We start from the raw sequence: 22726 nt of genomic DNA on the forward strand, positions 1-22726 counted from the left end.
GGCTCAGCGCTTGTCCAGCTCGGCGAGGATCTCCGGGCCCAGCTGCGTCACGTCCCCGGCGCCCATGGTGACGACGAGGTCGCCCCCGCGCGCCAGCCCGGCCGCCAGGCCGGCGGCGACGTCGAACGCGGGCTCGTAGTGCACCGGCACGGTCACCGCGTCGGCGATCAGCGCCCCGGTCACGCCCGGCTCCGGCTCCTCGCGGGCGCCGTAGACGTCCAGCACGACGACCTCGTCGGCCAGCGACAACGCCGCGGCGAACTCCGCCGAGAACAGCTTCGTCCGCGAGTACAGGTGCGGCTGGAACACGACCACGACCCGTCCGGTCCCGGCCGCGGTCCGCACCGCGCGCAGCTGCGCGGCCACCTCGGTCGGGTGGTGGGCGTAGTCGTCGTAGACGCGGACGTCGCCGGCTCGGCCCTTGAACTCGAACCGCCGCCGCACGCCACCGAACGCGGCGAGCCCGTCGGCCAGTTCGTCAGCGGGCGCGCCCAGCTCCAGCCCGGCCAGCAGCGCCGCGACCGCGTTGAGCGCCATGTGCTCCCCCGGCACGGCGACCCGCACGGACAGCTCGCCGCCGTCCAGGGCCAGCCGGACGACCCCGCCGTCGGGCGCCGGGGTGTAGTCCAGGATGCGGGCGTCGCCGGCGTCGGTCACCGTGCGGCCGTAGCGGCGCACCCGGACACCCAGCTCAGAAGCCTGCTTGCCCAGCTCGTCCGCCGCCGGATCGTCACCGCAGACGATCAGCAGCCCGCCCGGCACGATCCGGCCCACGAAGTCGGTGAACACCTTCGTGTAGGCCTCGGCGGTGCCGTGGTGGTCCAGGTGGTCCGGCTCGACGTTCGTCACGACCGCGACCGACGGCGAGTAGGTCAGGAACGAGCCGTCGCTCTCGTCGGCTTCGGCGACGAAGATGCCGCCCTCGCCGTGGTGGGCGTTGGCCCCGGACTCGTTGAGGTCGCCGCCGATGGCGAACGACGGGTCGAGCCGGCAGTGCTGCAGCGCGACCGTGAGCATCGACGTCGTCGACGTCTTGCCGTGCGTGCCCGCGATGCAGGCGACGCGGTGGCCTTCCATCAGCCCGGCCAGCGCCTGCGCCCGGTGCAGCACCGGGATCCCCGCCGCGCGCGCCGCGACCAGCTCCGGGTTGGTCTCCTTGATCGCCGTCGAAACGACGACAGCGGACGGCGGCTCGGCCAAGGCGGAAATGTTCGAAGCGCTCTGGCCGACGAACAGCTCCGCGCCCTGGGCCCGCAGCGACAGCAGCGCGCGTGACTCCTTGGCGTCCGAGCCCGACACGAAAGCGCCGCGGGCCAGCAGGATCCGGGCGATCCCGGACATGCCGGCGCCGCCGATCCCGATCAGGTGCGCCCGGCGCAGCTCTTCAGGCAACTCAGGCACCGGCGGCCTCCAAAACGATGCGGGCGAGCAGTTCGTCGGCCTCGCGGTGGCCCATGCCGACCGCGGCCGCGCCCATCTTCGCGACGCGGTCGGCGTCGGTGACGAGCGGGACGACCAGCTCGGCGACCTTGGCCGCGGTGAGGTCGCCGTCGAAGACCATGAGCGCCGCCCCGGCGTCGACCGCGGGACGCGCGTTGGTGGCCTGCTCGCCGTTGCCGTGCGGCAGCGGGACGAACACCGCGGGCAGCCCGACCGCCGTCACCTCGGCGACGGTCATCGCACCCGACCGGCACACCGCGACGTCGGCGGCCGCGTAGGCCAGGTCCATCCGCTCCAGGTACGGCACCGGCACGTACGCCGGCTTCCCCGGGAACTCCTGCACGACCAGCGTGTTCTTCGGGCCGTGCGCGTGCAGCACGCCGACCCCGGCGTCGGCCAGGTCCTTCGCCGCGCCGGACAGCGCGGTGTTGATCGACTGCGCGCCCTGCGAACCGCCGAACACCAGCAGCGTCGGCGCGTCCGGGTCGAGCCCGAAGTGCTCGCGGGCCTCGGCGCGCAGCGCGGCCCGGTCGAGCGACGTGATCGACCGCCGCAGCGGGATCCCGACGACCTCGGCCTTCGGCAGCGGCGTGCCCGCGACGGCGACGGCGACCCGGCGAGCGAACCGCGCGCCCACCTTGTTCGCCAGGCCCGGCGACTGGTTGGCCTCGTGCACGACGATCGGGACGCGCCCGCGCGCGGCCAGGTAGGCGGGCAGGGCGACGTAGCCGCCGAAGCCGACGACGACGTCCGCGCCGACCCGGTCCAGCACCTCGCGGGTCCGGCGGACCGAGTCGCGGACCTTCAGGGGCAGCCGCAGCAGCTCCGGCGTCGGCTTGCGCGGCAGCGGGACCGGCGGGATCAGCTCGAGCTCGTAACCGCGGGCCGGGACGAGCTTGTTCTCCAGGCCGCGCTCGGTGCCCAGCGCGATCACCGTCGCGTCCGGGCGCAGCCGCATGACGGCGTCGGCCAGGGCGAGGGCGGGTTCGATGTGTCCTGCGGTGCCACCTCCGGCGACCACGACCACGGGCGCCTTGCCCGTGGCAGCTCGCTCGGTTCCCTTGACGGGCTTACTCACCAATGACCTCTCCGGTTCGCGGTACTCCGGGTACCACGGCTCGCTGTTGTCCGCGCGGCCCCGCCGCGAGACGTGGCCGTGCTCGTCCGTGCCGCGCTGCGGCGCACCGGTTCGCGGACCGACCTGCGTCGTTCCTGCGCCGGGGCGGGCCGCGCCGCACGGGGCGCGGGCCTGGCCGCCTTCGCCCCGGTGCGCGCCGCCCCCTTGCGGGTGGCGGGCGGGCGGTACGGATCGGGCGCGGGCAGCCGCAGCAGGCGTCCGAACTTACCCGGCCCCTGCGTGCGCAGTGCGGCCACCGCCTCCGGTTCGTGCCGGGCGGCGTTCGCGAGCACGCCCATGATGAGCATGGTGATCACCAGCGAGGTGCCGCCGTAGGAGATCAGCGGCAGCGTGACGCCGGTGACCGGCAGCAAGCCGACGACGTAGCCGATGTTGATGCCGGCCTGGGCCACCAGGAACACGGTGAGCGTGCCGGAGACGATCCGGATCCACGGGTCGATGTTGCGGGTGGCGATCCGCAGGCCCACGACGGCGACCCCGGCGAACAGGGCGAGCACGACGACGCAGCCGACCAGCCCGAGCTCCTCGCCGATCAGGGCGAAGATGAAGTCGTTCTGCACGTTCGGCAGGTAGTTCCAGCTCGCCGCGCCCTGGCCGAGGCCCTTGCCGAACAGCCCGCCGTCGGCGAGCGCGAGCTTGGCCTGGTTGGCCTGGAAGCCTTCGGCGCTGGTGTCCGCGTCCGGCGAGAGGAACGACATGACGCGGGCGAGCCGGTAGGGCGCGATGAGCGCGAGCACGAGCACACCGGCCAGGCCGCCCGCGAGGATCACACCGAACAGGCGTTTCGGCGCGCCGGCGAACCACAGCAGCGCCAGGAGCACCACGGCGAGGGTGACCGTGCCGCCGAGGTCCGGCTGCAACATGACCAGGGCGAACATCAGCAGCGCGATCGGCACCACCGGCACCAGCAGGTGCCGCCACTGGTGGATCACGTTGTACTTGATCACCAGGATGTGCGCGCCCCAGAAGGCCAGCGCGACCTTCGCGGCCTCGACGGGCTGGAAGGTGAACTCGCCGATCCGGAACCAGCCCTGCGAGCCGTTGACCGTCGAGCCGAGCGGGGTCAGCACGAGCACCAGCAGGCCGAGGCAGATCACGGTCGCGGTCGCCGACATCCGCCGGATCCGCTCCAGCTTGACCCGCATGCCCAGCCAGAACACCACGCCGCCGAGCGCGACGAACACCAGGTGCTTGGTGAACAGCGCGTACACGCCGCTGCCGGTCTTCGGGTTGTACGAGCCGACCGACGACGCCGAGAGCACCATGACGATGCCGATCACGGTGAGCACGCCGGTCAGCGCGAGCACGAGGTGGAACGACGCCAGCGGGCGCGAGAGCCACGCGGTCAGCGCGGTCCGGAACGCGACGAAGCCGCTCTCCTTGCGCTCCCGGCGCGGGCGCTTCGGCGGGGTCTTGGGCTTGGGCTCAGCTACCGTCACTCGGCTCCCCCGCTGCGTCGTCGCGGAGGACGTGCACCGCCGCGGCGAACGCGTCGCCGCGCTCGCCGTAGTTGCGGAACATGTCCAACGACGCCGCGGCGGGTGCGAGCAGCACCACGTCACCAGGCCGGGCCATCGCGCTGGCCGCACTCACCGCCGCAGTCATGGGTTCATGGTCACCCGGACGGAGGCTGTTCACCGGGACATCCGGCGCGTGTCGCGCGACCGCGGCGGCGATCACGGGTGAATCGACGCCGAGTAGCACAACTCCGCGCAGGCGGCCCGCGATACTGCTCACCAATTCGTCGACGGAAGCGCCCTTGAGCTGGCCTCCGGCGATCCAGACGATGCTCTGGTGGGCCCGCAGCGACCCGGCGGCCGCGTGCGGGTTGGTCGCCTTCGAGTCGTTGACGTACCGGACCCCGGCGACCTCGGCCACCTCGACGGCCCGGTGCGGCGCGGGCCGGTACTCGCGCAGGCCCTTCAGCACGGCCTCCGGCGGGACACCGTGGGCGCGGGCCAGCGAGGCGGCGGCGAGGGCGTTCGAGACGTTGTGCGGGCCGGGCGGGCGGACGTCGGCGAGGGTGGCGAGCTCCTCGGCGCTGTTCGCCGGGTCGGCGACGAAAGCGCGGTCGACCAGCAGGTCCTCGACCAGGCCCAGCTCTTCGGCGGCCGGGGTGTCCAGCCGGAAGCCGACGCGGCGGGCGCTCTCGGGCGCGTGCTCGTCCGCGATCCGCGTGGACCACTCGTCGTCGGCGTTGTGCACGGCGACCTTGGCCCGGGTGTACACGCGGCCCTTGGCGGCGGCGTACTCGTCCATCGAGCCGTGCCAGTCGATGTGGTCTTCGGCCAGGTTGAGCACCACGGCCGCGTCCGGCGCCAGGGTCGAGGACCAGTGCAGCTGGAAGCTCGACAGCTCCACGGCCAGCACGTCGTAACCGGCGCGGACCGCGTCGAGGGCCGCGTAGCCGATGTTCCCGCAGGCCACGGCGTGGGAGCCGGCCGACTTGAGGATCGACTCCAGCATGCCCACGGTGGTGGTCTTGCCGTTGGTGCCGGTGACCACCAGCCACGACGGCGGGTGCTCCCGCAGCTGCCCGACGCGCCAGGCCAGCTCGACGTCGCCGATCACCTCGACGCCCGCCTCGGCCGCGGCCACCAGCAGCGGCGACGTCGGCCGCCAGCCGGGGCTGGTGACGACGAGGACGACGTCGGAGGGCGGCTCGGTCAGGCCCGGCACCAGCTCGGCGCCCAAGCCTTCCAGCTCGGCCAGGCGCTCGGCGTTGCCGTCGGTGACCGTGACCTGCGCGCCGAGGTCGGTGAGCACGGGCACGATCGACTTGCCGGTGACCCCCGCACCGGCGACCAGAACGTGACGACCGGCGATGTCCACGGTCAGCCCCCGAAGCCGAGCTGCTCGCTGTAGAACAGGCCCAGGCCGAACATGCAGCAGATCGCCGACAGCAGCCAGAACCGGATGATCACCGTGGTTTCCGCCCACCCGGCGAGCTCGAAGTGGTGGTGGAACGGCGCCATCCGGAACAGCCTTCGCCGGGTCGTCCGGAACACCGCGATCTGCGCGACCACCGAGATCATCTCGACCATGAACAGGCCGCCGATGACGATGGCGAGCAGCTCGGTGCGGGTGGTCATGGACAGCCCGGCGACCAGGCCGCCGAGGGCCAGCGAACCGGTGTCGCCCATGAAGATCTTCGCCGGGGCCGCGTTCCACCAGAGGAACCCGACGCACGCGCCGGCCGCCGCGGCGGCGACCACGGCCAGGTCGAGCGGGTCGCGGACGTCGTAGCAGGCGGGCGCCGGGCCGTTGGCGCAGTTCAGCCGCTCCTGCCAGAACGCGATCACGACGTAGGTCGCCAGCACCATCGCCGCCGAGCCGCCCGCCAGGCCGTCGAGGCCGTCGGTGAAGTTCACCGCGTTCGACCAGCCGGAGATCACGATGTAGCAGAAGATCACGAAGATCACCGACGGGAAGGTGATCAGCGCGAGGTCGCGGACGTAGGAGAGGCTCTCCGACGCCGGCGTGATGCCGCGCGAGTCCGCGAAGTTCAGCGCCAGGACCGCGAACGCGACGGTGACCACCAGCTGGCCGACCAGCTTCGCGGTCTTGTTCAGCCCCAGGTTCCGCTGCTTGCGGATCTTGATGAAGTCGTCGAGGAACCCGACGATCCCCAGGCCCACCGCGAGCATCAGGACGAGCAGCCCGGAGGCCGTCGGCGCGCCGCTGCGGGAGTTGAACATCCAGTTGATCAAGTGCGCGGCGAAGTACCCGACGACCATCGCGATGATGATCGCGACGCCACCCATCGTCGGCGTACCGCGCTTGGACTTGTGTCCCTGCGGGCCTTCCTCACGGATCTCCTGGCCGAAGCCCTGCCGGGAAAACACCCGGATCAGGTAGGGCGTGAGCAGGATGGAGACCAGCAGGCCCGCCGCGGCCGCGATCAGGATGCTGATCACGCGTCACCACCGTTCGAGCGATTCTCGGAGTTGTCGGTTTCCCGGGGTTCGAGCAGAGCTTCGGCGACCCGCCAGAGGCCGGCGGCCTTGGAGGCCTTGACCAGCACCACGTCCCCGGGACGGAGCTGATCATGCAACAGGGCGATCGCGGCGCCGACGTCGGGTACCAGAGCCGATTCCTCGCCCCAGGAGCCTTCCTGGAACGCGCCCTGGTGCATGGCCGCCGCCTCAGGACCGATCACGACGAGCTTGGCGATGTTGAGCCGGACGACCAGGCGGCCGATCTCGTCGTGGGCGGTGACCGCGTCCGCGCCGAGCTCGCCCATCACGCCGAGCACGGCCCAGGACCGGCGGCCGCTCTCCCGCGTCATCGCCGCGAGCGCCTTCAGGCCGGCCCGCATGGACTCGGGGTTGGCGTTGAAGGAGTCGTTGAGGATCGTGACGCCGTCTTCGCGGGTGACGACCTCCATGCGCCGCGCCGAGCGCCGTTCGAGGCTCGAGAGGCGCGTGGCGATCTCCGCCGGCGTCGCACCCAGCTCCAGCGCGACCGCCGCGGCGGACAGCGCGTTGCCGACGTGGTGCTCGCCGTGCAGCGGCAGCTTCACGTCGGCCTCGCCGGCCGGCGTGACCAGCCGGAAGGAGGCGCGGGCTTCGTCGTCGAGGGTGATGTTCTCCGCGCGGATCTGCGCCGAGGCGCTTTCGCCGACGAACACGACACGGGCCTTCGTGCGGCTCGCCATGGCCGCGACCAGCGGGTCGTCGAGGTTGAGCACCGCGACGCCGTCTTCGGGCAGGGCCTCGACCAGCTCACCCTTGGTTTTCGCGATGCCTTCGCGCGAGCCGAACTCGCCGACGTGCGCGGAGCCGACGTTGAGCACCACGCCGATCCGCGGCGGGGCGATCTCGGCGAGGTGGGCGATGTGCCCCGGCCCGCGCGCGGACAGCTCCAGCACCAGGTGCCGGGTGCTCGCGTCGGCCCGCAGGGCGGTCCACGGGTGACCCAGCTCGTTGTTGAACGACCCGGGCGGCGCGACCGTCGGGCCGAGCGGCTCGAGCAGCTGCGCGATGACGTCCTTCGTCGACGTCTTGCCGGACGAGCCGGTGACGCCGACGACGGTCAGGTTCCCCTCGGCCAGGCGCTGCACGACGAACCGGGCGAGCTTGGCCAGCGCGGCCAGCACCGCGGCGCCGGAGCCGTCCTGGTCGCCGGTCAGCGCGACCGACCGTTCGTGGGCCTCGCCCGGCGCAAGCGGTGGGACGACGATGGCGGGCGCGTCGACCTCACGGGCGGCCACCACGGCGACGGCGCCGGCTTCGACGGCCTGCGCGGCGAAGTCGTGGCCGTCGACCTTCTCCCCCGGCAGGGCGACGAACAGGCCGCCGGGCGTGAGCTGCCGGGTGTCGAACTCCACGCTGCCGGTCACCTGCGCGCCCGGGTCGGCGCGGTGCAGCCGGCCGCCGACGACGTCGGCGATCTCGGCCAGGCTGAGCACGATCACACACTCACCTCGAGTTTGTTGCGGATGGCCGCGGCCAGCTCGTCGCGGTCGGAGAACGGGTGCACGACGCCGCCGGCCTCCTGGCCGGTCTCGTGCCCCTTGCCGGCGATGAAGACGATGTCACCCGGCCCGGCGAGCGCGACGGCGTGCGCGATGGCTTCGCGGCGGTCGCCGATCTCGACGATCTCGCCACCCTCGGCGGGCCCGACGGCGCGGGCGCCGGCGAGCATCGCGGCACGGATCGCCGCGGGGTCTTCGGAGCGCGGGTTGTCGTCGGTGACGATCAGGACGTCGCTGCGGCGGGCCGCCGCCTCGCCCATCATCGGGCGCTTGGCGGTGTCGCGGTCGCCGCCGCAGCCGAGCACGGTGATGATCCGGCCCTCGGCGCGGGCCCGCAGCGCGTCCAGGCCCTGCGCGACCGCGGCCGGCTTGTGGGCGTAGTCGACGACGGCGGTGAACTCCTGGCCGACGTGCACGCGCTCCATCCGGCCCGGCACCTGCACCTGGGCCAGCCCGGCGACGATGTGCTCCAGGCTCACGCCCGCGGTGCTCAGGATCGCGGCGGCCAGCACGGCGTTGGCGACGTTGAACTCGCCGGGCAGCGGGATCCGGGCGGGCGCGCTGACGCCGTCCGGGCCGTGCAGGGTGAAGGTCTGCTCGCCGTGCGGGGTGGCCTCGAGGTCGGTGGCCTTCCACGCCGCGTCCGTGCCGGGGTCGGTGGTGACCGTGACCGTCTGCGGCGTGAGCAGCGCCTGGCCCCAGGCGCTGTCGACCACGACGACCTCGGTGGTCGAGCGGCCGTCGAACAGCAGCGACTTCGCGGCGAAGTACTCCTGCATGTCCTTGTGGAAGTCCAGGTGGTCCTGGGAGAGGTTGGTGAACGCGCCGACGGCGAACCGGGTGCCGTTGGCCCGGCCCAGCGCGAGCGCGTGGCTGGAGACCTCCATCGGCACGTGCGTGACGCCGCGCTCCAGCATGACCGCGAGCAGGGCCTGCAGGTCCGGCGCCTCGGGCGTGGTGAACCCGCTGACCAGGCGCTCGCCGGCGATCCGGGTCTCGACGGTGCCGATCAGGCCGGTGGTCAGGCCGGCCGCCTGCAGGCCGGCGTCGACCAGGTAGGACGTGGTGGTCTTGCCCGAGGTCCCGGTGACGCCGAGGACGGCGAGCCGAAGCGACGGCTCGCCGTAGATCCAGGCGGCGATCTCGCCGAGGGCGGCGCGCGGGTCGGCGTGCACGAGGATCGGGACGCCGGCGTCGCGCAGCGCGGGGCGCTCGGCCCCGTCGGCGTCGGTGAGGACCGCGACGGCGCCCGCGGCGATCGCCTGGTCGCTGAAGTCGGCACCGTGGGCCCGGGCGCCGGGCAGGGCGGCGAAGAGGTCGCCGGGCAGCACGTGCTGCGCGCGCAGGGTGGTGCCGGTGACGGTGAGCTCGGCGGCGTCGGGCCGGTCGGCGATCAGCCGCGCGTCCGCCCTGGCGAGGAGGGTCGCCAGCGGGACCGGGTCGATGCGCGCCGGGCGCGGCGGCGCGGGGACCGCTTTCACCGGGCTTTCCGGCACCTGGGAACTGGACGATGACACGGACACGGCCAAGAGGCTACCGGCGGGCGTTCCGGGGGCCCGCACGCGGTACGGCGATTGCGCGCGGCTGAGGCAGATGTGCTAGACGGCGGCCCGCACCCCGTTGCGCCGCAAGGCTTTCCCGGACGCTTCGGACCGATGTGGACGCTGGACGCGTGAAAGCCCCCTCACGCAGGTGAGGGGGCCTTCACGGACTGTGCCTACTGCACGATGAGCGGGACCTCCGGCGACGGCCCGTCCGACAGCGGGATCTGGTACCGCTGCGTCAGGTACGACGCGATGCTGTGGAACAACGGTGCGGCGGAGTGCCCCACCGGCAGCGTCGTGTCCGGCGCGTCCAGCCGGATCCCGACGACGAACCGGGGGTGGTCCGCGGGCAGGATGCCGGCGAAGGTGATGTTGTAGAGGTGGTCGCTGTAGCCCTTGTTCCGCGGGTCGATCTGCTGGCCGGTGCCGGTCTTGCCGGAGATCTGGTAGCCCTCGACCGCCGCCGTCGGCGCGGTGCCCTTCTGCAGGCCCTTGCCGTTCTGCGCGACCGCGCGCATCATGTCGCGCACCGTCTTCGCCGTCTGCGGGCCGACCACCTGGACCGACTTCGGCGCCGGCTCGGGCACCGTCGTGCCGTCCGGGTTCACCTTCGCCTTGACGATCCGGGGTTCGACGCGCACGCCGTCGTTCGCGATCGTCTGGTACAGCCCGGCCATCTGCAGCACGGTCATCGACAGGCCCTGCCCGATCGGCAGGTTGCCGAAGGTGGTCGCCGACCACTGGCTGCGCGCCGGCACGACCCCCGCGCTCTCGCCGGGCAGGCCGACGCCGGTGCGCTGGCCGAGGCCGAACTTCTTGAGCAGGTCCGCGTAGCGCTCCTCGCCGATCTTCTGCGCCAGCAGCAGCGTGCCGATGTTCGACGACTTGGCGAAGATCCCGGCGGTGGTGAACGTCTGCGTTCCGTGCGTCCAGGCGTCGTGCACGGTCTTGTCGGCGACCTGCAGCAGGCCGGGCACCTGGATGGTCGATTCCGGCGTCGCGATGCCGTAGTCGATCGCCCCGGTGGCGGTGACGATCTTGTTGACCGACCCCGGTTCGAACGGCGTGGTGACCGCGGGGTTGGCCAGGTCCTCGCTCGTCCACGTCGACTGGTCGTTGGGGTCGAACGAGGTGTTGTTGGCCAGCGCGTAGACCTCGCTGGTCTTGGCGTCCAGGACGACCGCCTGGCCGCCCTTGGCGTGCGACTGCTGGACGTAGTCCGCGAGCTGGCGCTGCACCTCGTACTGCAGGTCGGAGTCGATGGTCAGCTCGAGGTCCGACCCCGGCACGGCGGCCTGCAGGTCGCGCTCGGTGCCCGGGATGACGACGTTGTCGCTGCCGTTCTTGGTGTTGACCAGCATCCGGCCCGGCGTGCCCGCCAGGTCGTTGTCGCGGAGCTGCTCCAGCCCGACCAGGCCGTGCAGGTTGTGCTTGGACACGTCCGGGTCGTCGGAGCGCCAGTTCGCGGCACCCACGATGTTGGACGCCAGGCTGCCGCCCGGGTACTCCCGCAGCGCGCGCTTCTCGACGCCGATCCACGCGAAGTTCTTCACGATGTCGGCGGCGACCGACGGCTCGACGTTGTGCTCGAGGTAGGTGAAGGACGCCTGCTTGTGGAACAGGTCGAGCAGCTGCTGCTCGGTCAGCTGGTTCGGCACCTTGGCGGCGATGTACTTCGCGGCCGCGGCGGTCTCGGCGTCGAACGTCTTCTTCGTGCCGGGGTTCTTCGCGGCGAAGTCGTCCATGTTCTTGTGCAGCGCCTTGAGGTTCACCGACAGCGAGCGCACCTCGACGCTGAACGCCAGCTTGGCGCCGTTGCGGTCCACAATGGACCCGCGCTGGGCGGGGATGTCGATGGTCTGGGCGCGCTGCCGCTCGGCCGCGGCCGAGAGCGCCCCGGCCTCGAACCACTGCACCTGCACCAGTTTCACGCCGGCCGCGAGCAGCATGGCGACCAGGATCAGGCGCACGGCGGAGAACCGGCCGCGGTTGCCGCCGTTGCCCCGCCGCGCGGCCGCACTGCGCGTCCCGGCGGCGTAGGTCCGGCGAGCGCTGCCGGTGGTGCGCGCGCGGGACTGCCCCCGGCTCGAAGCCATCACTGGCCGCCGCCCGTGCCCGCGGGCGGCGCGGGCTGCTCGTCGGCGGGCACGGCGGGCTGGTCGCCCTCGATCGGCGCGCCCTGCTCCGACTGCGTGCCCGCGGCCGGCGCGGCGGGCGGCGCGACCGGCACCGCCGGCGTGTCCGCCTTGGCCTTCTTGGGCTCTCCGACGAGCGAGGTCTTCCCGTCCGGGCCCACGAGGATGCGCGCCGGGTCACCGCCCGGCACCATGCCCAGCTGCTGGGCCGCGGGGGCCAGCGACGCCGGCGACTCGGCCTTCGCGACTTCGCGCTGCAGCTGTTCCTTCGTCTCGGCCAGGTTCGAGTTGGTCGTGCGCAGCTGCTCGAGCCGGTAGGAGTCGGCGATCGCCTGCGTGGTCAGCCACAGCGTGGTCGCCACGCCGGCGGCCAGCAGCGCCATCATCAGCAGCACGAACGACGCCCGCGACTTCGGCAGCCGCAGCTTCAGCCGGACCGTGGACCCGCGAGCCGCGCCCGGCTCGGCGGTCTTCGGCGCGGGCCGCGGCTCGCGCTCCTTGAGCAGGTCGGCGCGCTGGGCGCGGCGGGCGTAGGCGCGCTCGGCCGCGGACGTGCGGCCTCGCGACGCGCGACGCGGCGCGGCCTTGCCCGGCTCGAGGGTCTGCGGTTCCGGCTCGGCGGTGGTCGAGGTGCGGGCGGCCTCGCTGCGGCCCCGCGTCGCCGGCGCGTTGCGGCGGCGGGACTTCGTGGGAGCGGTCATCGCGGCTCTCCGATCCTCTCTGCGGCCCGCAACCGCACCGAAGCGGCACGCGGGTTGTGTTCCGTCTCCTCTTCGCCGGCCTTCTCGGCGCCTCGCGTCAGGAGCTTCAGCTCCGGTCCGTGTCCCGGCAGCTCCACCGGAAGTCCTTCCGGGGTGCGGGACTTCGCGAGCTCGGCCAGCGCCTGCTTGACGAGCCGGTCTTCCAGCGACTGGTAGGACTCGACGACGATCCGCCCGCCCACGCCGAGCGCGCCCAGCGCGGCGGGCATGGCCCGGCGGAGCACCTCCAGCTCGCCGTTGACCTCGATCCGCAGCGCCTGGAACGTGCGCTTGGCCGGGTGCCCGCCGGTCCGCCTGCTGGCCGCCGGCACGGCGTCGTAGAGCAGTTCGACCAGGCGGCCGCTCATCGTGAACGGCTCCTGTTCGCGGGCTTTCACGACGGCTTTGACGATCCGCTGCGCGAACCGTTCCTCGCCGAAGTCCCGCAGGATCCGGATCAGCTCACCGGGCGCGTAGGTGTTGAGGACGTCGGCGGCGGTGAACCCGGTGGTCGGGTCCATCCGCATGTCGAGCGGCGCGTCCTTCGAGTAGGCGAAGCCGCGCTCGGCGCGGTCCAGCTGCATCGACGAGACGCCGAGGTCGAACAGGATGCCGTCGGCCTTGGCGATCTTCAGCCCGGCGAGGGCTTCGGGGAGTCCGTCGTAGACGGTGTGCACGAGGTCGACGCGGTCGCCGTGGCGCGCGAGGCGCTCGCCGGACTTCTCCAGCGCGGCGGGGTCGCGGTCCAGCGCGACGAGGCGCAGCCGCGGGAAGGCTTCGAGGAGGGCGTCGGAGTGCCCGCCGAGGCCGACGGTCGCGTCCACGAGGACGCCGTCGCGGTCGGCGAACACGGGAGTGAACAGTTCGACGATCCGGTCGAGCAGTACCGGGACGTGCTCGGGTGCCGTCATGTTCCCCTCCCCCTTTCTCGCCTGGGCGGCCCGGGGGAAATATGGCGGATGCCGTCAGGTCCCTGTCCGCCCGCTGCCGACCTGGTACCGGGGAAGGTGCACCAGGGCTGTTGAGCGGACAGAGGCCTCACGGCATCCGGGTGGACGTCTCCCGTCGGTGCGGGCGGCGAACCTGTCGTCCCCCGACGACGAAGGTGCACCGCGACCGCACGCCTAGAAGACGCCCGGCAGTACTTCCTCTCGAGCCTTCGCGTAGCTGTCTTCGTGTTCTTCCAGGTAGCCCTGCCACGCTTGGGCGTCCCAGATCTCGAGCCTGGTGATCGCCCCGATCACCACGCAGTCCTTGCTGAGCCCCGCGTAGCGGCGGAGCTCGGGCGCGACGGTGATGCGCCCCTGGCCGTCCGGTCGTTGCTCGTCCGTGCCCGCGAACAGGTAACGCTGGTAGGCCCGAACCGCCTCGTTGGTGAACGGGGCCTCGGCGACCTTGCGCGCCATCTGCTCGAACTCGGCGCGGGGGAAGACGAAGAGGCAGTGATCCTGCCCCTTGGTGACCATCAGCCCACCCGCCAAGGCGTCACGGAACTTCGCGGGCAGCGCGAGCCGCCCTTTGTCGTCCAGCTTCGGGGTGTGGGTGCCGAGGAACACGGCCTCCACCTCCCTACCGAACCAGGCGGTGAACCACCTCGAACGGCTACGGGGCTTCCCTTCCGCCCCACTGGCCACCACCGTACCCCACTTTTCACCACAGTCAACGCGTGAAACCGGCGACTCACTCCGTCGTGTGCTTTGTTTGCGCAGGTCAGCAGGGTGGGGGTCGGTGGGGGGTGCGGTGGGGGACGGTGGCCAAGATCCCCCGTGCCGGGGTCCCGAGCAACCTCAGCTGTACCCCATGCGTCCGCATAACGGCCGCGAAAGGACCCAAGGGCCGTTCCGTGGGGCCGAGTGGGGGCCCGGGGTGGGTCCGGGTGGGGAACGCCGTGGGGCCCGGTGGGGACACCGTCGTGACGGAACGGTCGACACGCGTGATCCAGAGGTCGACACGCGTGATCCGAGGGTCGACACGGCACCGGCAGGGCGTGTCGACCCTTCAGTCACGCGAGTCGGCTCTTCAGTCACGCGAGTCGACCCTTCAATCACGCGCGTGCTGCCCCGGGTGGTCAGTCCTCGGGGGTGAGGAGCGCTGCGACGCGGGCGGCGAGCCGGGTGCTGTCGACCGGGGTCACGTTCACCCACTCCTGCCCACCGCGGCCCGCGCTCTTCGTCGCGCAGTACGCGCCGACGTCCGTGTCGAACCACGTCAGCCCGCCCACCCGCGCAACCCGGCCCGACGCCGTCCGCCGGCTCACGCTGAACTGTCCCGCCGCGTACACCGGCCGGGCCTGGATCGCCAGGACCTCCTGCTGCTGGGCCGACGTCGACCGCGAGTCGGATGGCGAACCCGAAAGCGCCGACGCCGCCAGGTTGATCCCGTAGCCGGGCCCCGGCGACAGCTCCGGCAAGACGTCGACGAGCGCCGTGCAGAGCTCGCTCGAGCTGATCGAGTCCAGGCCGATCGTCTGCTCCGGCTGGGTCGCCAGCACGCCCCGGCTGCCGCGGGTCGCCGTCACCGCGCGGAACGGCGCCGCCGCCGTCATGTCCGCCAGCGCTTCGCACGCCACGAACACCTCGCCGCCCGCCAGGAGGTCCAGGCGCGAGGCCAGCGCCGGTGCCAGCGCGCCGTCGTACAGACCGCGCTCGGCGAGGTTCTCGTACACCTTCTTCCGCACCTCGGCGCGTTCCTCGTCGGTCCCGCCGACGCTGCGCACGGTCAGCGGTTCCGGTGGCCGGTCGTGGCCGAGGTCGGTCCAGAGGATGTCGAACGCCGACGCGGAGACGCGGATCAAGCCGGCCCCAGCGTGGGCGGGTCGGCGAAGGACTCGGCGGGCACGTGGCCGCGCAGGGCCGCGTCGCGGGTCCGCAGCACGTCGATCGCCTTCTGCCTCGCCGCTTCCGCCTCGGCCCGGCGGGCTGCCATCTCGTCGGCCAGCCCGGCCAGCACGAGGACGTTCCCGGACGACGCCGCGTCCCGGATCATCGACGCCGGGTCGTACGTCACCGGCGGCGGCATGTCGGCGCGGGCCCGCGCGGCCGCCTCCGCCTGGGCGCCGACCGCGCCGCCCACCGAAGCCGACACCGCGGCGGAGTGCGACAGCCACTGCGCGGCCCGGCCCACCGCCGCCCGCGCCGCGTCACCCGCCCGGCCGCCCCAGTTCTCTTCCGACGAGGCCACCAGCGCGGCGAGGTCGGCCGTCGACTCGTGCATCCGCTTCGCCAGCTCTTCCCAGCGCGCGCCCGCCTCGCCCGCGGCGACCGGGTTGTTGCCGTGCTCGACCTCCGCGGCCATGGCCTCGTGGCTGTAGGCCTCGTACCTCGCGGTGGGCACAGGGGGTTCCGACACGGCGCACCTCTCGGTTCAGGGCAGCTTGGGCTCGACCAGCCCGGCCACCGTGCCCGCGCGGCGGCACGCGAGCGGGGTGTCCGAGAAGCCGGTGTTGCTGACGTCGATCTGGACGCTGGCCGCGTCGCCCACCCCGAGCAGCACGGCGCAGGTGCCGTCGGCGGCCTTCTTGTCCGCCACCTGCAGCGCCGGGTGCGTGCCGACCTTGGTCTTGGTGGCCGTCTTCTTCGCGACTTCGAGGTCGGCCAAGCCGTCGGTCTCGCTGAGGGTCACGGTGACGCCGAAGGTGCCGGGCACGGTCCAGTCGCACGCGCGGGCGCCGGCGATCTCCTTGGGCTTGCCCAGGACGCCCACCCCGGCGGCCGACCGGTCCTGCGGGCCGAGCAGCGCGCACGGGTCGATCGCGGCGAGGCCGGTCCAAGCGACGACGGGCGGCGGCCCGGCCGTGGCGGTGGCTTGCGTGGAGGCGTGGCCGGCCGCGGCCGGCGGCGCGGGCTGCTGCCCGCACCCGGCGAGCACCAAGAGGAGGGCCGGCACCGCCAGGTACTTCGTGCGCATCAGGTCAGCCACCCGTGCAGTCCACCCCGTCCGCCGCCTGCTCGTCGGCGTGCTGGTACTTCGCCAGCGCCTGGCCGATGCGGTGCTTGAGCGTCTCGAGCTCCTTGCCGAACGCCGTCAGCTGCTGCACGGCCGAGCCCCGCCCGCCGATGCCGTACTCGGCCATGAACTTGCCGATCTCCCCGGCGTACCCGCCGCCGAGCGGCACCGACCGGCCGAGCACCTTGGCCTCGCGGACCATCTCGCCGACGACGTCCTGCAGCGCACCGATCTTCGCGTAGGCGTCCGTGGCCAGCTCGGGCGCGACCGCGAACCCGCGGACGTCGTACGGCGGCTGCGTTCGCACGTCGCTCATAAGCGGTTACGCCTCTCAGTAGCCGGGCGACCTCGAATCGCAGCATACGACAGAGCGGGGTGTCAGCGGGAGCGCCCAGAATCGGGTGACAAGGCACCCGTTCGGGGTATCGTCCCTGCTTGCGCAGTGTCATCAACCGACGTGCCGGGCGTGCTCGCCCGGGCTTCGCGGGGTTCCGCCCCCAGGTTCGCCCGGGTTTGACACACTGGGTGGAAGGCTGGTCGCTGCGCGCGGACAGCAGCGATGGGGGCCGTTCGGGCCCGGCGGTGCGCACAGTGCGCGCGGCCATGCGCCACCAGGAGGTCGAGTGACGTCGAGAATCCAGTCTGCGGCGCCCGGATCGGGCGAGCAGGCATCCGGACGCCCGCCTTACCCGGCGGAGTCCACGGGCAACGGCCGGGCTCCCGGCCGGCCCGCGAGAGTGTCGCTGGACGAACTGCACGAGACCGCGCGGCGGATCGCCGCGAACGTCGAGCGGGTGCTGGTCGGCAAGCCCGACGTCATCCGGATCGCGCTGGTCACGCTGCTCGCCGAAGGCCACCTCCTGGTCGAGGACGTGCCCGGCGTCGGGAAGACGTCGCTGGCCAAGGCGCTGGCCCGGTCCATCGACTGCACGGTCAGCCGCATCCAGTTCACCCCCGACCTGCTGCCGAGCGACGTCACCGGCGTCTCCATCTACAACCGGCAGAGCGGCGAGTTCGAGTTCCGGCCCGGCCCGGTGTTCGCGAACATCGTGGTGGGCGACGAGATCAACCGCGCCTCGCCGAAGACGCAGTCGGCGCTGCTGGAGTGCATGGAAGAGCACCAGGTCACCGTCGACACCTCGACCTACCACCTCGACGAGCCGTTCATGGTGATCGCCACCCAGAACCCGATCGAGATGGAAGGCACCTACGCGCTGCCCGAGGCCCAGCGCGACCGCTTCACCGCGCGGGTGTCCATCGGCTACCCCGACCAGCAGGCCGAGCTGGCCATGGTCGACGAGCACGCCGGGCACAACCCGATGGACGACCTGCAGCCGGTGTCCGACGGCGAGACCGTGCACCGGCTGATCGAGACGGTCCGCGGCGTGCACATGGCGCCGGAGGTCCGCCGTTACGCCGTCGACGTCGTCGCGGCCACCCGCCAGGTCCCCGAAATCCGGCTCGGCGCGTCCCCGCGCGCGACGCTGCACCTCGTCCGCGCGGCGCGGGCGCAGGCGGCGCTGTCGGGCCGCGACTACGTCGTGCCCGACGACCTGCACACGGTCGCGGTGCCGGTGCTGGCGCACCGCCTGGTGCTGACCACCGAGGCCCACGCGGCGCGCCGGTCGGCGACCGACGTCGTGCGGGCGGTGCTGCACCGGGTGCCGGTGCCGCAGGGCTCCCGGCCCCAGTAAACGCACCGGCGAAGGGGAGACAACGACGTGCTGCGTGCCCTGTCCGGCTTGACCACCCGCGGCCGCTGCCTGCTGGCCGCGGGGCTGGCGGCCGCGGTGTGCTCGTTCGTGCTCAACGAACGCGACCTGCTGCGGGTCGCCGTCTTCGTGGTGGCGCTGCCGCTGCTGGTCGCCGTGTTCATCTCGGCGACCCGGCTGCGCATCGGCGCCACCCGCGCGCTGCGTCCCCAGCGGGTCGCGGTCGGCGGTGCCGGCGAAGTCCAGCTGGAGCTGTGGCGCAGCGGGCGGCTGCCGGCCGGCGAGATCCTCCTCGAGGACGGCGTGCCGTACGCGCTGGGCTCGCGGCCGCGGTTCGTCGTCGAACGCCTCCCCCACGACCGCCGCGTCGCGCTGCGCTACCCGCTGCAGCCGGTGCTGCGCGGGATCCAGCAGGTCGGGCCGCTGCGCGCGACCATCACCGACCCGTTCGGGCTGTGCGAGTTCGAGCGTGAGCTGATCGGGCACTCGCGGCTGGTCGTCGTGCCCCGGGTGGTCCCGCTGTGGGGCCTGCCGAGCGGTGCGGGCATCGGCGTCGGCGACGACGGCACGGTCCGGCTGCACGCCGGGCAGGGCGAGGCCGACGTGATCGTCCGCCAGTACCGGCAGGGCGACGACCTGCGGAAGGTCCACTGGCGCTCGACCGCCCGCCGCGACGAGATCATGGTGCGCGTCGAGGAGCGGCCGTGGCGCGGCGGCACCACGGTGCTGCTCGACCACCGCGCCGCCGCCCACCACGGCAGCGGCCCGGCCGCCAGCCTGGAGTGGGCGGTGTCCTTCGCCGCTTCGGCCGCGCTGCACCTGCGCCGGTCCGGGCACCGGGTCCGGCTGGTCAGCGAGCACGGCGCCACGCTGGCCGACACCCCCGGCGACGGCGGCGACCACTACGACCACGTCGTGCTCGACGCCCTCGCCGCACTGCAGCCCGCCCACCAGCGCGACATCACGCTGGCCGGCGACCCGGCCGACGGCCAGGAGCTGATCGCCGTGCTCGGCACGGTCAGCACCGAGGCCGTGCACGAGCTGGCCCAGTTCCGCCCGCGCGGCATCCGCAGCCTGGCGGTCCTGCTGGACACGCCGACGTGGTCGACCGGAGTGAGCGCCCCCGAGCAGCGCGCGGCAGCCACGGAGGACTCGGCCGCGCTGCTGCGCGCGTCCGGCTGGGGCGTGGTGATCGCGGGTCCCGGCTCGCCGATGCCCCAGGTGTGGGCCGAGCTCTGCCAGGCAGGCGCCCGCCGCGGCACGCTGATCGGCGGCACCCGATGAGCACCACCGGCACCCGATCCCGCATCGGCGGCAGGCGGACGAGCAGGACCGCCCCGGCCCCGGCCGGCGGCAGGTGGGCGAGCACCACCCCACGCGACCACCGCGCACCCCAGCTCGCAACCAACCCCTCCGGCGCCCCGGCCCCGGCCGGCGGCAGGCGGGCGAGCACCGCCACCCAGCCCGCAACCAGCCCCTCCGCCACCCCGGCCCCGATCGGCGGTACCCGATGAGCACCGCCGCCCCGCCGCGTCCGTCCGCGACTCCGCCTCGGCGCCCCGCCTCGCAGCACCCCCTCTCCGCCTGGCGTGGCAGCCTGCTCGCGCCCGCCGCCGCCGGGATCGCGACCCTCTGCGCCGCGACCTCGGTGACCAGCGTCGTCTCGGGGCTGGCCTGGTTCGGTTACCTCTTCGTCGCCGTGCTGCTGATCGCCGCGACCGGCCTCGCGCTGCGCTCGCTGCAGGTGCCGACCGTGCTCGTCGGCCTCGGCCAGCTGCTGGTGCTGCTGTTCCTGATCACCGGTGCGTTCACCACGCACGGGATCCTGCAGGTCATCCCCGGCCCGGAGGCCTTCGGCGAAATCGGGAACACGCTCTCGGCCGCCGCCGAGCAGATCCGCGTCGGGCTGCCGCCGGTCGAGGGCAGCCAGCCGATCCTGTGCCTGGTGACCATCCTGGTCGGCCTGGTCGCCGTCCTCGTCGACACCCTGACCGTGGCCGCCGCGGCCCCCGCCGCGACCGGGCTCGTGCTGCTCTGCGTCTACGCCGTGCCCGCCGCGCTGAGCGAGGAAATGCTGCCGTGGTGGACGTTCCTGCTCGGCGGGGCCGCGTTCGCCGGCCTGCTGGCGGTCGACGGCAACCACCGGCACCGGCGCTGGCGGACCCGGGAAGCACCCGGGCGCAGCGGCAAGCCGGGCGTGCTGTCCGCGCCGGTCGCGGTGGTCTGCGCGGCGATCGTGCTCGGCCTGTTCGGCGGTGCGATCACCTGGGTCGGCACGGTCGGGCGGATCCCGTTCGGCAACGGCGGCGACGGCCCCGGCGCGGGTGCCGGCGGGTTCGGCATCCAGCCGTTCACCGAACTGCGCGGCTTCCTCGACCAGGGCTCGAACCGGGAGCTGTTCAAGGTCCGCGGCCTCGGCACCGACAAGCGGCTGCTGCGCGCGATGACGCTGGACACCTACTACCCCAACAAAGGCTGGGGCCTGCACGACGAAGGCCGTTCGCAGCAGGGCGTCCCGGTGGGGCCGCAGCTGCCGCCCGCGCCCGGTGACGACGGCAGCGGCGCCGCCCGCCGGATCGACGTCGAGCCGACGAGCTGGCGCGACAACTGGCTGCCGGTCTACGGCGCGCCGCGGGTGATCGACGGCACCGCCAACGGCTACCTCTACGACCAGGTCAGCGGCACGGTGTTCACCACGCGCAGCGAGGTTCCGCCGTCCTACACCGAATACGCGTCGCTGAAGGAGCCCACGGCCCAGGAGCTGCGCGTGACCCCGCGGGTCGACGACCTGCCGCCGCGCTACACGCAGATCGACCGCGTCGACGACCGCGTCCGCGCGAAGACGCAGCAGCTGATCGCCAACGAGTCGAACGACTTCGACCGCGCGTCGGCGATCTGGCGGTACTTCACCGCGCAGAACGGGTTCGTCTACGACACGAAGACCGCGCCGGCGAACGACGCCGACGCGCTCGCGGACTTCATCCTCAACGGCAAGCGCGGCTTCTGCGAGCAGTTCGCTTCGGCGATGGCCGTGATGCTGCGGGTGGCGGGCATCCCGTCGCGGGTGGCCATCGGGTTCACCCCCGGCGTGCAGGTCAACGACTACCTCTCGATCAGCACCCAGGACGCGCACGCGTGGGTCGAGGCGTACTTCGGCGACAAGGGCTGGGTGACGTTCGACCCGACGCCGCTGTCCGACGGCCGCGGCATCACCCCGTCGTACCTGCAGGCCGGCTCGCAGGACGGCAACCAGCCCGACGACACCCAGGTGGCGCCGAGCACGGTCCAGTCGAGCGCCGCGCCGACCGGCGTGCCCCGCGACACCGAGCAGAACACGCAGGCGCAGGGTCCGCAGACCACCGACGAGGGCACGCCGGGCTGGGTGTGGGGGCTCGTCCTGGCGCTGGTCGCGCTCTCCCTGGTGGCGACGATCCTGGTGGTCGCGGGCGGCCGCCGCAGACGGCCGGACCGCGAGCCCGCGGCGACCGGGCTCGGCGCGCTGCTCAAGAACTGGCTGCCGTTGATCGCGGCGGCGTTGTGGGTGGCGGTGCTCGGCGTGCTGACGTGGCTGGTGGCCTGGTGGTTCAGCCTGATCGTGGTGCTGCTGCTGGCCGGGCTGCTGGGCCCGTCGGCGGCCCGCGACGTCGGGCGGCGCCGCCGGCTCCAGGAGATCGTCGGGCAGCGTCCCGGGGCGGCCGACGCGGCGTGGTCCGAGCTGCGGGCCGAGTGCGCCGACCGCGGGCTGCCGATCCCGCCGAGCGACACGGTCCGCGTGGCGGGTCAGAAGCTGGCGGCGAAGCACCACCTGGACGACGAAGGCCGCGACGGCCTGCGCACGGTCATCGGCGTGGTGGAGAAGTCGTGGTACGGCGAGGACGGCGTGGCCGACCCGACGCTCCCCTCGGCGTTCGACCACCTGCGGCGGAGCCTGCACCGGAACGCCCCGCTGTCCTGGAAGGGCCGGTTGTTCCCGAGGTCCCTGTTCCGCAACCGCGACTGAGGTTGTGCGGGAAGGGTCGACACACGTGATTGAAGGGTCGACACGGCGGTCCGCCGTCATGTCGGGCTCTTGACCCCGATCGGGTGCCACCCAGTGTCACCACGGCCGGCGCGGCAGGCTGAGCACACAAGAAGATCCGCGCCTGCCGGGGGTGGCGAGCGCGGATCTCGTGGTCTTGCGGCGCTACTGCTCCTCGAAGCGCTGGCGGAAGCGCTCTTCCATGCGCTGGGTGAAGGAACTCCGGCGGCCTGACTGCTTGGCCCCGCGACTTCCCGACCCACCGCCCTTGCCGTCCGATTCGGCGCCGTGCCGGATCGATGTGACGGCCAACATGACCCCGAAGAACATCACGAGGAACCCGAGCACGCTGATCAGCGGGATGTCGGCCACCCGGAACTGCGGCACCACCACGCCCAGCACCAGCAGGGCCACGCCCACTACGAACAGGGCGATGCCCTGGATACGCCGTCGGCGAGCGGGGCGACGCAACCGGGTGCCTCGCACCGTGGATGCGAACTTGGGGTCCTCGGCATAGAGCTCGCGCTCGATCTGATCGAGCAGCCGCTGCTCATGCTCGGAGAGTGGCATCTTTCCTC

19 protein-coding genes are annotated in these 22726 nt (G+C 73.0%); 3 read left to right on the forward strand and 16 right to left on the reverse strand.

The features are described from left to right. Window positions 1–3 precede the first annotated feature (3 nt). The 15 genes from murC to QSK39_RS25715 form a co-directional block, all read right to left on the reverse strand. The gene (gene murC, locus QSK39_RS25645) at window positions 4–1401 is read right to left on the reverse strand and encodes a UDP-N-acetylmuramate--L-alanine ligase (RefSeq protein WP_285480378.1); all 1398 of its coding nucleotides are present in this window, start codon (window positions 1399–1401) and stop codon (window positions 4–6) included. Beyond that, the gene (murG, locus tag QSK39_RS25650) at window positions 1394–2518 is read right to left on the reverse strand and encodes an undecaprenyldiphospho-muramoylpentapeptide beta-N-acetylglucosaminyltransferase (RefSeq protein ID WP_285480379.1); all 1125 of its coding nucleotides are present in this window, start codon (window positions 2516–2518) and stop codon (window positions 1394–1396) included. Before murG ends, murC begins: the two co-directional genes overlap by 8 nt. Further along, window positions 2515–4017: a putative lipid II flippase FtsW gene (gene ftsW / locus QSK39_RS25655; RefSeq protein WP_285480380.1), complete on the reverse strand. Its 1503-nt coding sequence runs from the start codon at window positions 4015–4017 to the stop codon at window positions 2515–2517. The genes murG and ftsW overlap by 4 nt, the downstream gene beginning before the upstream one ends. Continuing rightward, entirely contained in the window at window positions 4004–5410 is a 1407-nt protein-coding gene (gene murD, locus QSK39_RS25660) for a UDP-N-acetylmuramoyl-L-alanine--D-glutamate ligase (RefSeq protein ID WP_285480381.1), read from the reverse strand. Before murD ends, ftsW begins: the two co-directional genes overlap by 14 nt. Before the next feature lie 2 nt (window positions 5411–5412). Continuing rightward, window positions 5413–6495, reverse strand: a complete 1083-nt coding sequence (gene mraY / locus QSK39_RS25665; RefSeq protein WP_285480382.1) for a phospho-N-acetylmuramoyl-pentapeptide-transferase — start codon at window positions 6493–6495, stop codon at window positions 5413–5415. Further along, the gene (locus tag QSK39_RS25670; RefSeq protein WP_285480384.1) at window positions 6492–7994 is read right to left on the reverse strand and encodes a UDP-N-acetylmuramoyl-tripeptide--D-alanyl-D-alanine ligase; all 1503 of its coding nucleotides are present in this window, start codon (window positions 7992–7994) and stop codon (window positions 6492–6494) included. Before QSK39_RS25670 ends, mraY begins: the two co-directional genes overlap by 4 nt. Then, on the reverse strand, window positions 7991–9535 hold the full coding sequence (locus tag QSK39_RS25675; RefSeq protein WP_285480905.1) for a UDP-N-acetylmuramoyl-L-alanyl-D-glutamate--2,6-diaminopimelate ligase: 1545 nt from the start codon (window positions 9533–9535) through the stop codon (window positions 7991–7993). The genes QSK39_RS25670 and QSK39_RS25675 overlap by 4 nt, the downstream gene beginning before the upstream one ends. Window positions 9536–9771: 236 nt before the next feature. Further along, window positions 9772–11694, reverse strand: a complete 1923-nt coding sequence (locus QSK39_RS25680; protein ID WP_285480385.1) for a peptidoglycan D,D-transpeptidase FtsI family protein — start codon at window positions 11692–11694, stop codon at window positions 9772–9774. Continuing rightward, window positions 11694–12434: a cell division protein FtsL gene (ftsL, locus tag QSK39_RS25685; protein ID WP_285480386.1), complete on the reverse strand. Its 741-nt coding sequence runs from the start codon at window positions 12432–12434 to the stop codon at window positions 11694–11696. Before ftsL ends, QSK39_RS25680 begins: the two co-directional genes overlap by 1 nt. Continuing rightward, entirely contained in the window at window positions 12431–13384 is a 954-nt protein-coding gene (rsmH, locus tag QSK39_RS25690; protein WP_285480387.1) for a 16S rRNA (cytosine(1402)-N(4))-methyltransferase RsmH, read from the reverse strand. The genes ftsL and rsmH overlap by 4 nt, the downstream gene beginning before the upstream one ends. Window positions 13385–13597: 213 nt before the next feature. Beyond that, entirely contained in the window at window positions 13598–14029 is a 432-nt protein-coding gene (gene mraZ / locus QSK39_RS25695) for a division/cell wall cluster transcriptional repressor MraZ (RefSeq protein ID WP_284744008.1), read from the reverse strand. 512 nt (window positions 14030–14541) lie between these two features. Beyond that, entirely contained in the window at window positions 14542–15267 is a 726-nt protein-coding gene (locus QSK39_RS25700) for an ESX secretion-associated protein EspG (protein ID WP_285480388.1), read from the reverse strand. Next, complete coding sequence (locus QSK39_RS25705; RefSeq protein ID WP_285480389.1) at window positions 15264–15821, reverse strand: PPE domain-containing protein; 558 nt, start codon at window positions 15819–15821, stop codon at window positions 15264–15266. Before QSK39_RS25705 ends, QSK39_RS25700 begins: the two co-directional genes overlap by 4 nt. 15 nt (window positions 15822–15836) lie before the next feature. Then, complete coding sequence (locus QSK39_RS25710; RefSeq protein WP_502873308.1) at window positions 15837–16391, reverse strand: DUF3558 domain-containing protein; 555 nt, start codon at window positions 16389–16391, stop codon at window positions 15837–15839. After that, the gene (locus tag QSK39_RS25715) at window positions 16384–16734 is read right to left on the reverse strand and encodes a hypothetical protein (RefSeq protein ID WP_285480390.1); all 351 of its coding nucleotides are present in this window, start codon (window positions 16732–16734) and stop codon (window positions 16384–16386) included. Before QSK39_RS25715 ends, QSK39_RS25710 begins: the two co-directional genes overlap by 8 nt. Before the next feature lie 307 nt (window positions 16735–17041). Between QSK39_RS25715 and QSK39_RS25720 the strand changes: the two genes are divergently transcribed. From QSK39_RS25720 to QSK39_RS25730, 3 genes are all read left to right on the forward strand, one after another. Further along, window positions 17042–18112 carry an AAA family ATPase gene (locus QSK39_RS25720; RefSeq protein WP_285480391.1) on the forward strand — a complete coding sequence of 357 codons (1071 nt, stop codon included), beginning with the start codon at window positions 17042–17044 and terminating at the stop codon, window positions 18110–18112. Window positions 18113–18139: 27 nt separating this feature from the next. Further along, window positions 18140–19414, forward strand: coding sequence for a DUF58 domain-containing protein (locus tag QSK39_RS25725; RefSeq protein ID WP_285480392.1), 1275 nt, complete (start codon window positions 18140–18142; stop codon window positions 19412–19414). Between the two features lie 226 nt (window positions 19415–19640). After that, entirely contained in the window at window positions 19641–22130 is a 2490-nt protein-coding gene (locus QSK39_RS25730) for a transglutaminase TgpA family protein (RefSeq protein ID WP_285480393.1), read from the forward strand. A 183-nt stretch (window positions 22131–22313) separates the two neighbouring features. Here the strand turns inward: QSK39_RS25730 and QSK39_RS25735 are convergent, their stop codons facing one another. After that, window positions 22314–22718 carry an SCO2097 family morphological protein gene (locus QSK39_RS25735; protein WP_284744000.1) on the reverse strand — a complete coding sequence of 135 codons (405 nt, stop codon included), beginning with the start codon at window positions 22716–22718 and terminating at the stop codon, window positions 22314–22316. Between the last annotated feature and the right edge of the window lie 8 nt (window positions 22719–22726).

It is taken from the genome of Amycolatopsis sp. NBRC 101858, assembly GCF_030269325.1.
GTDB lineage: Bacteria > Actinomycetota > Actinomycetes > Mycobacteriales > Pseudonocardiaceae > Amycolatopsis > Amycolatopsis ponsaeliensis.

Coding starts and splice junctions, on each gene's coding strand:
- ftsL (WP_285480386.1), bottom strand. CDS start 12,434: ATGACCGCTCCCACGAAGTCCCGCCGCCGCAACGCGCCGGCGACGCGG.
- rsmH (WP_285480387.1), bottom strand. CDS start 13,384: ATGACGGCACCCGAGCACGTCCCGGTACTGCTCGACCGGATCGTCGAA.
- QSK39_RS25680 (WP_285480385.1), bottom strand. CDS start 11,694: ATGGCTTCGAGCCGGGGGCAGTCCCGCGCGCGCACCACCGGCAGCGCT.
- QSK39_RS25735 (WP_284744000.1), bottom strand. CDS start 22,718: ATGCCACTCTCCGAGCATGAGCAGCGGCTGCTCGATCAGATCGAGCGC.
- QSK39_RS25715 (WP_285480390.1), bottom strand. CDS start 16,734: ATGAGCGACGTGCGAACGCAGCCGCCGTACGACGTCCGCGGGTTCGCG.
- QSK39_RS25730 (WP_285480393.1), top strand. CDS start 19,641: ATGAGCACCGCCGCCCCGCCGCGTCCGTCCGCGACTCCGCCTCGGCGC.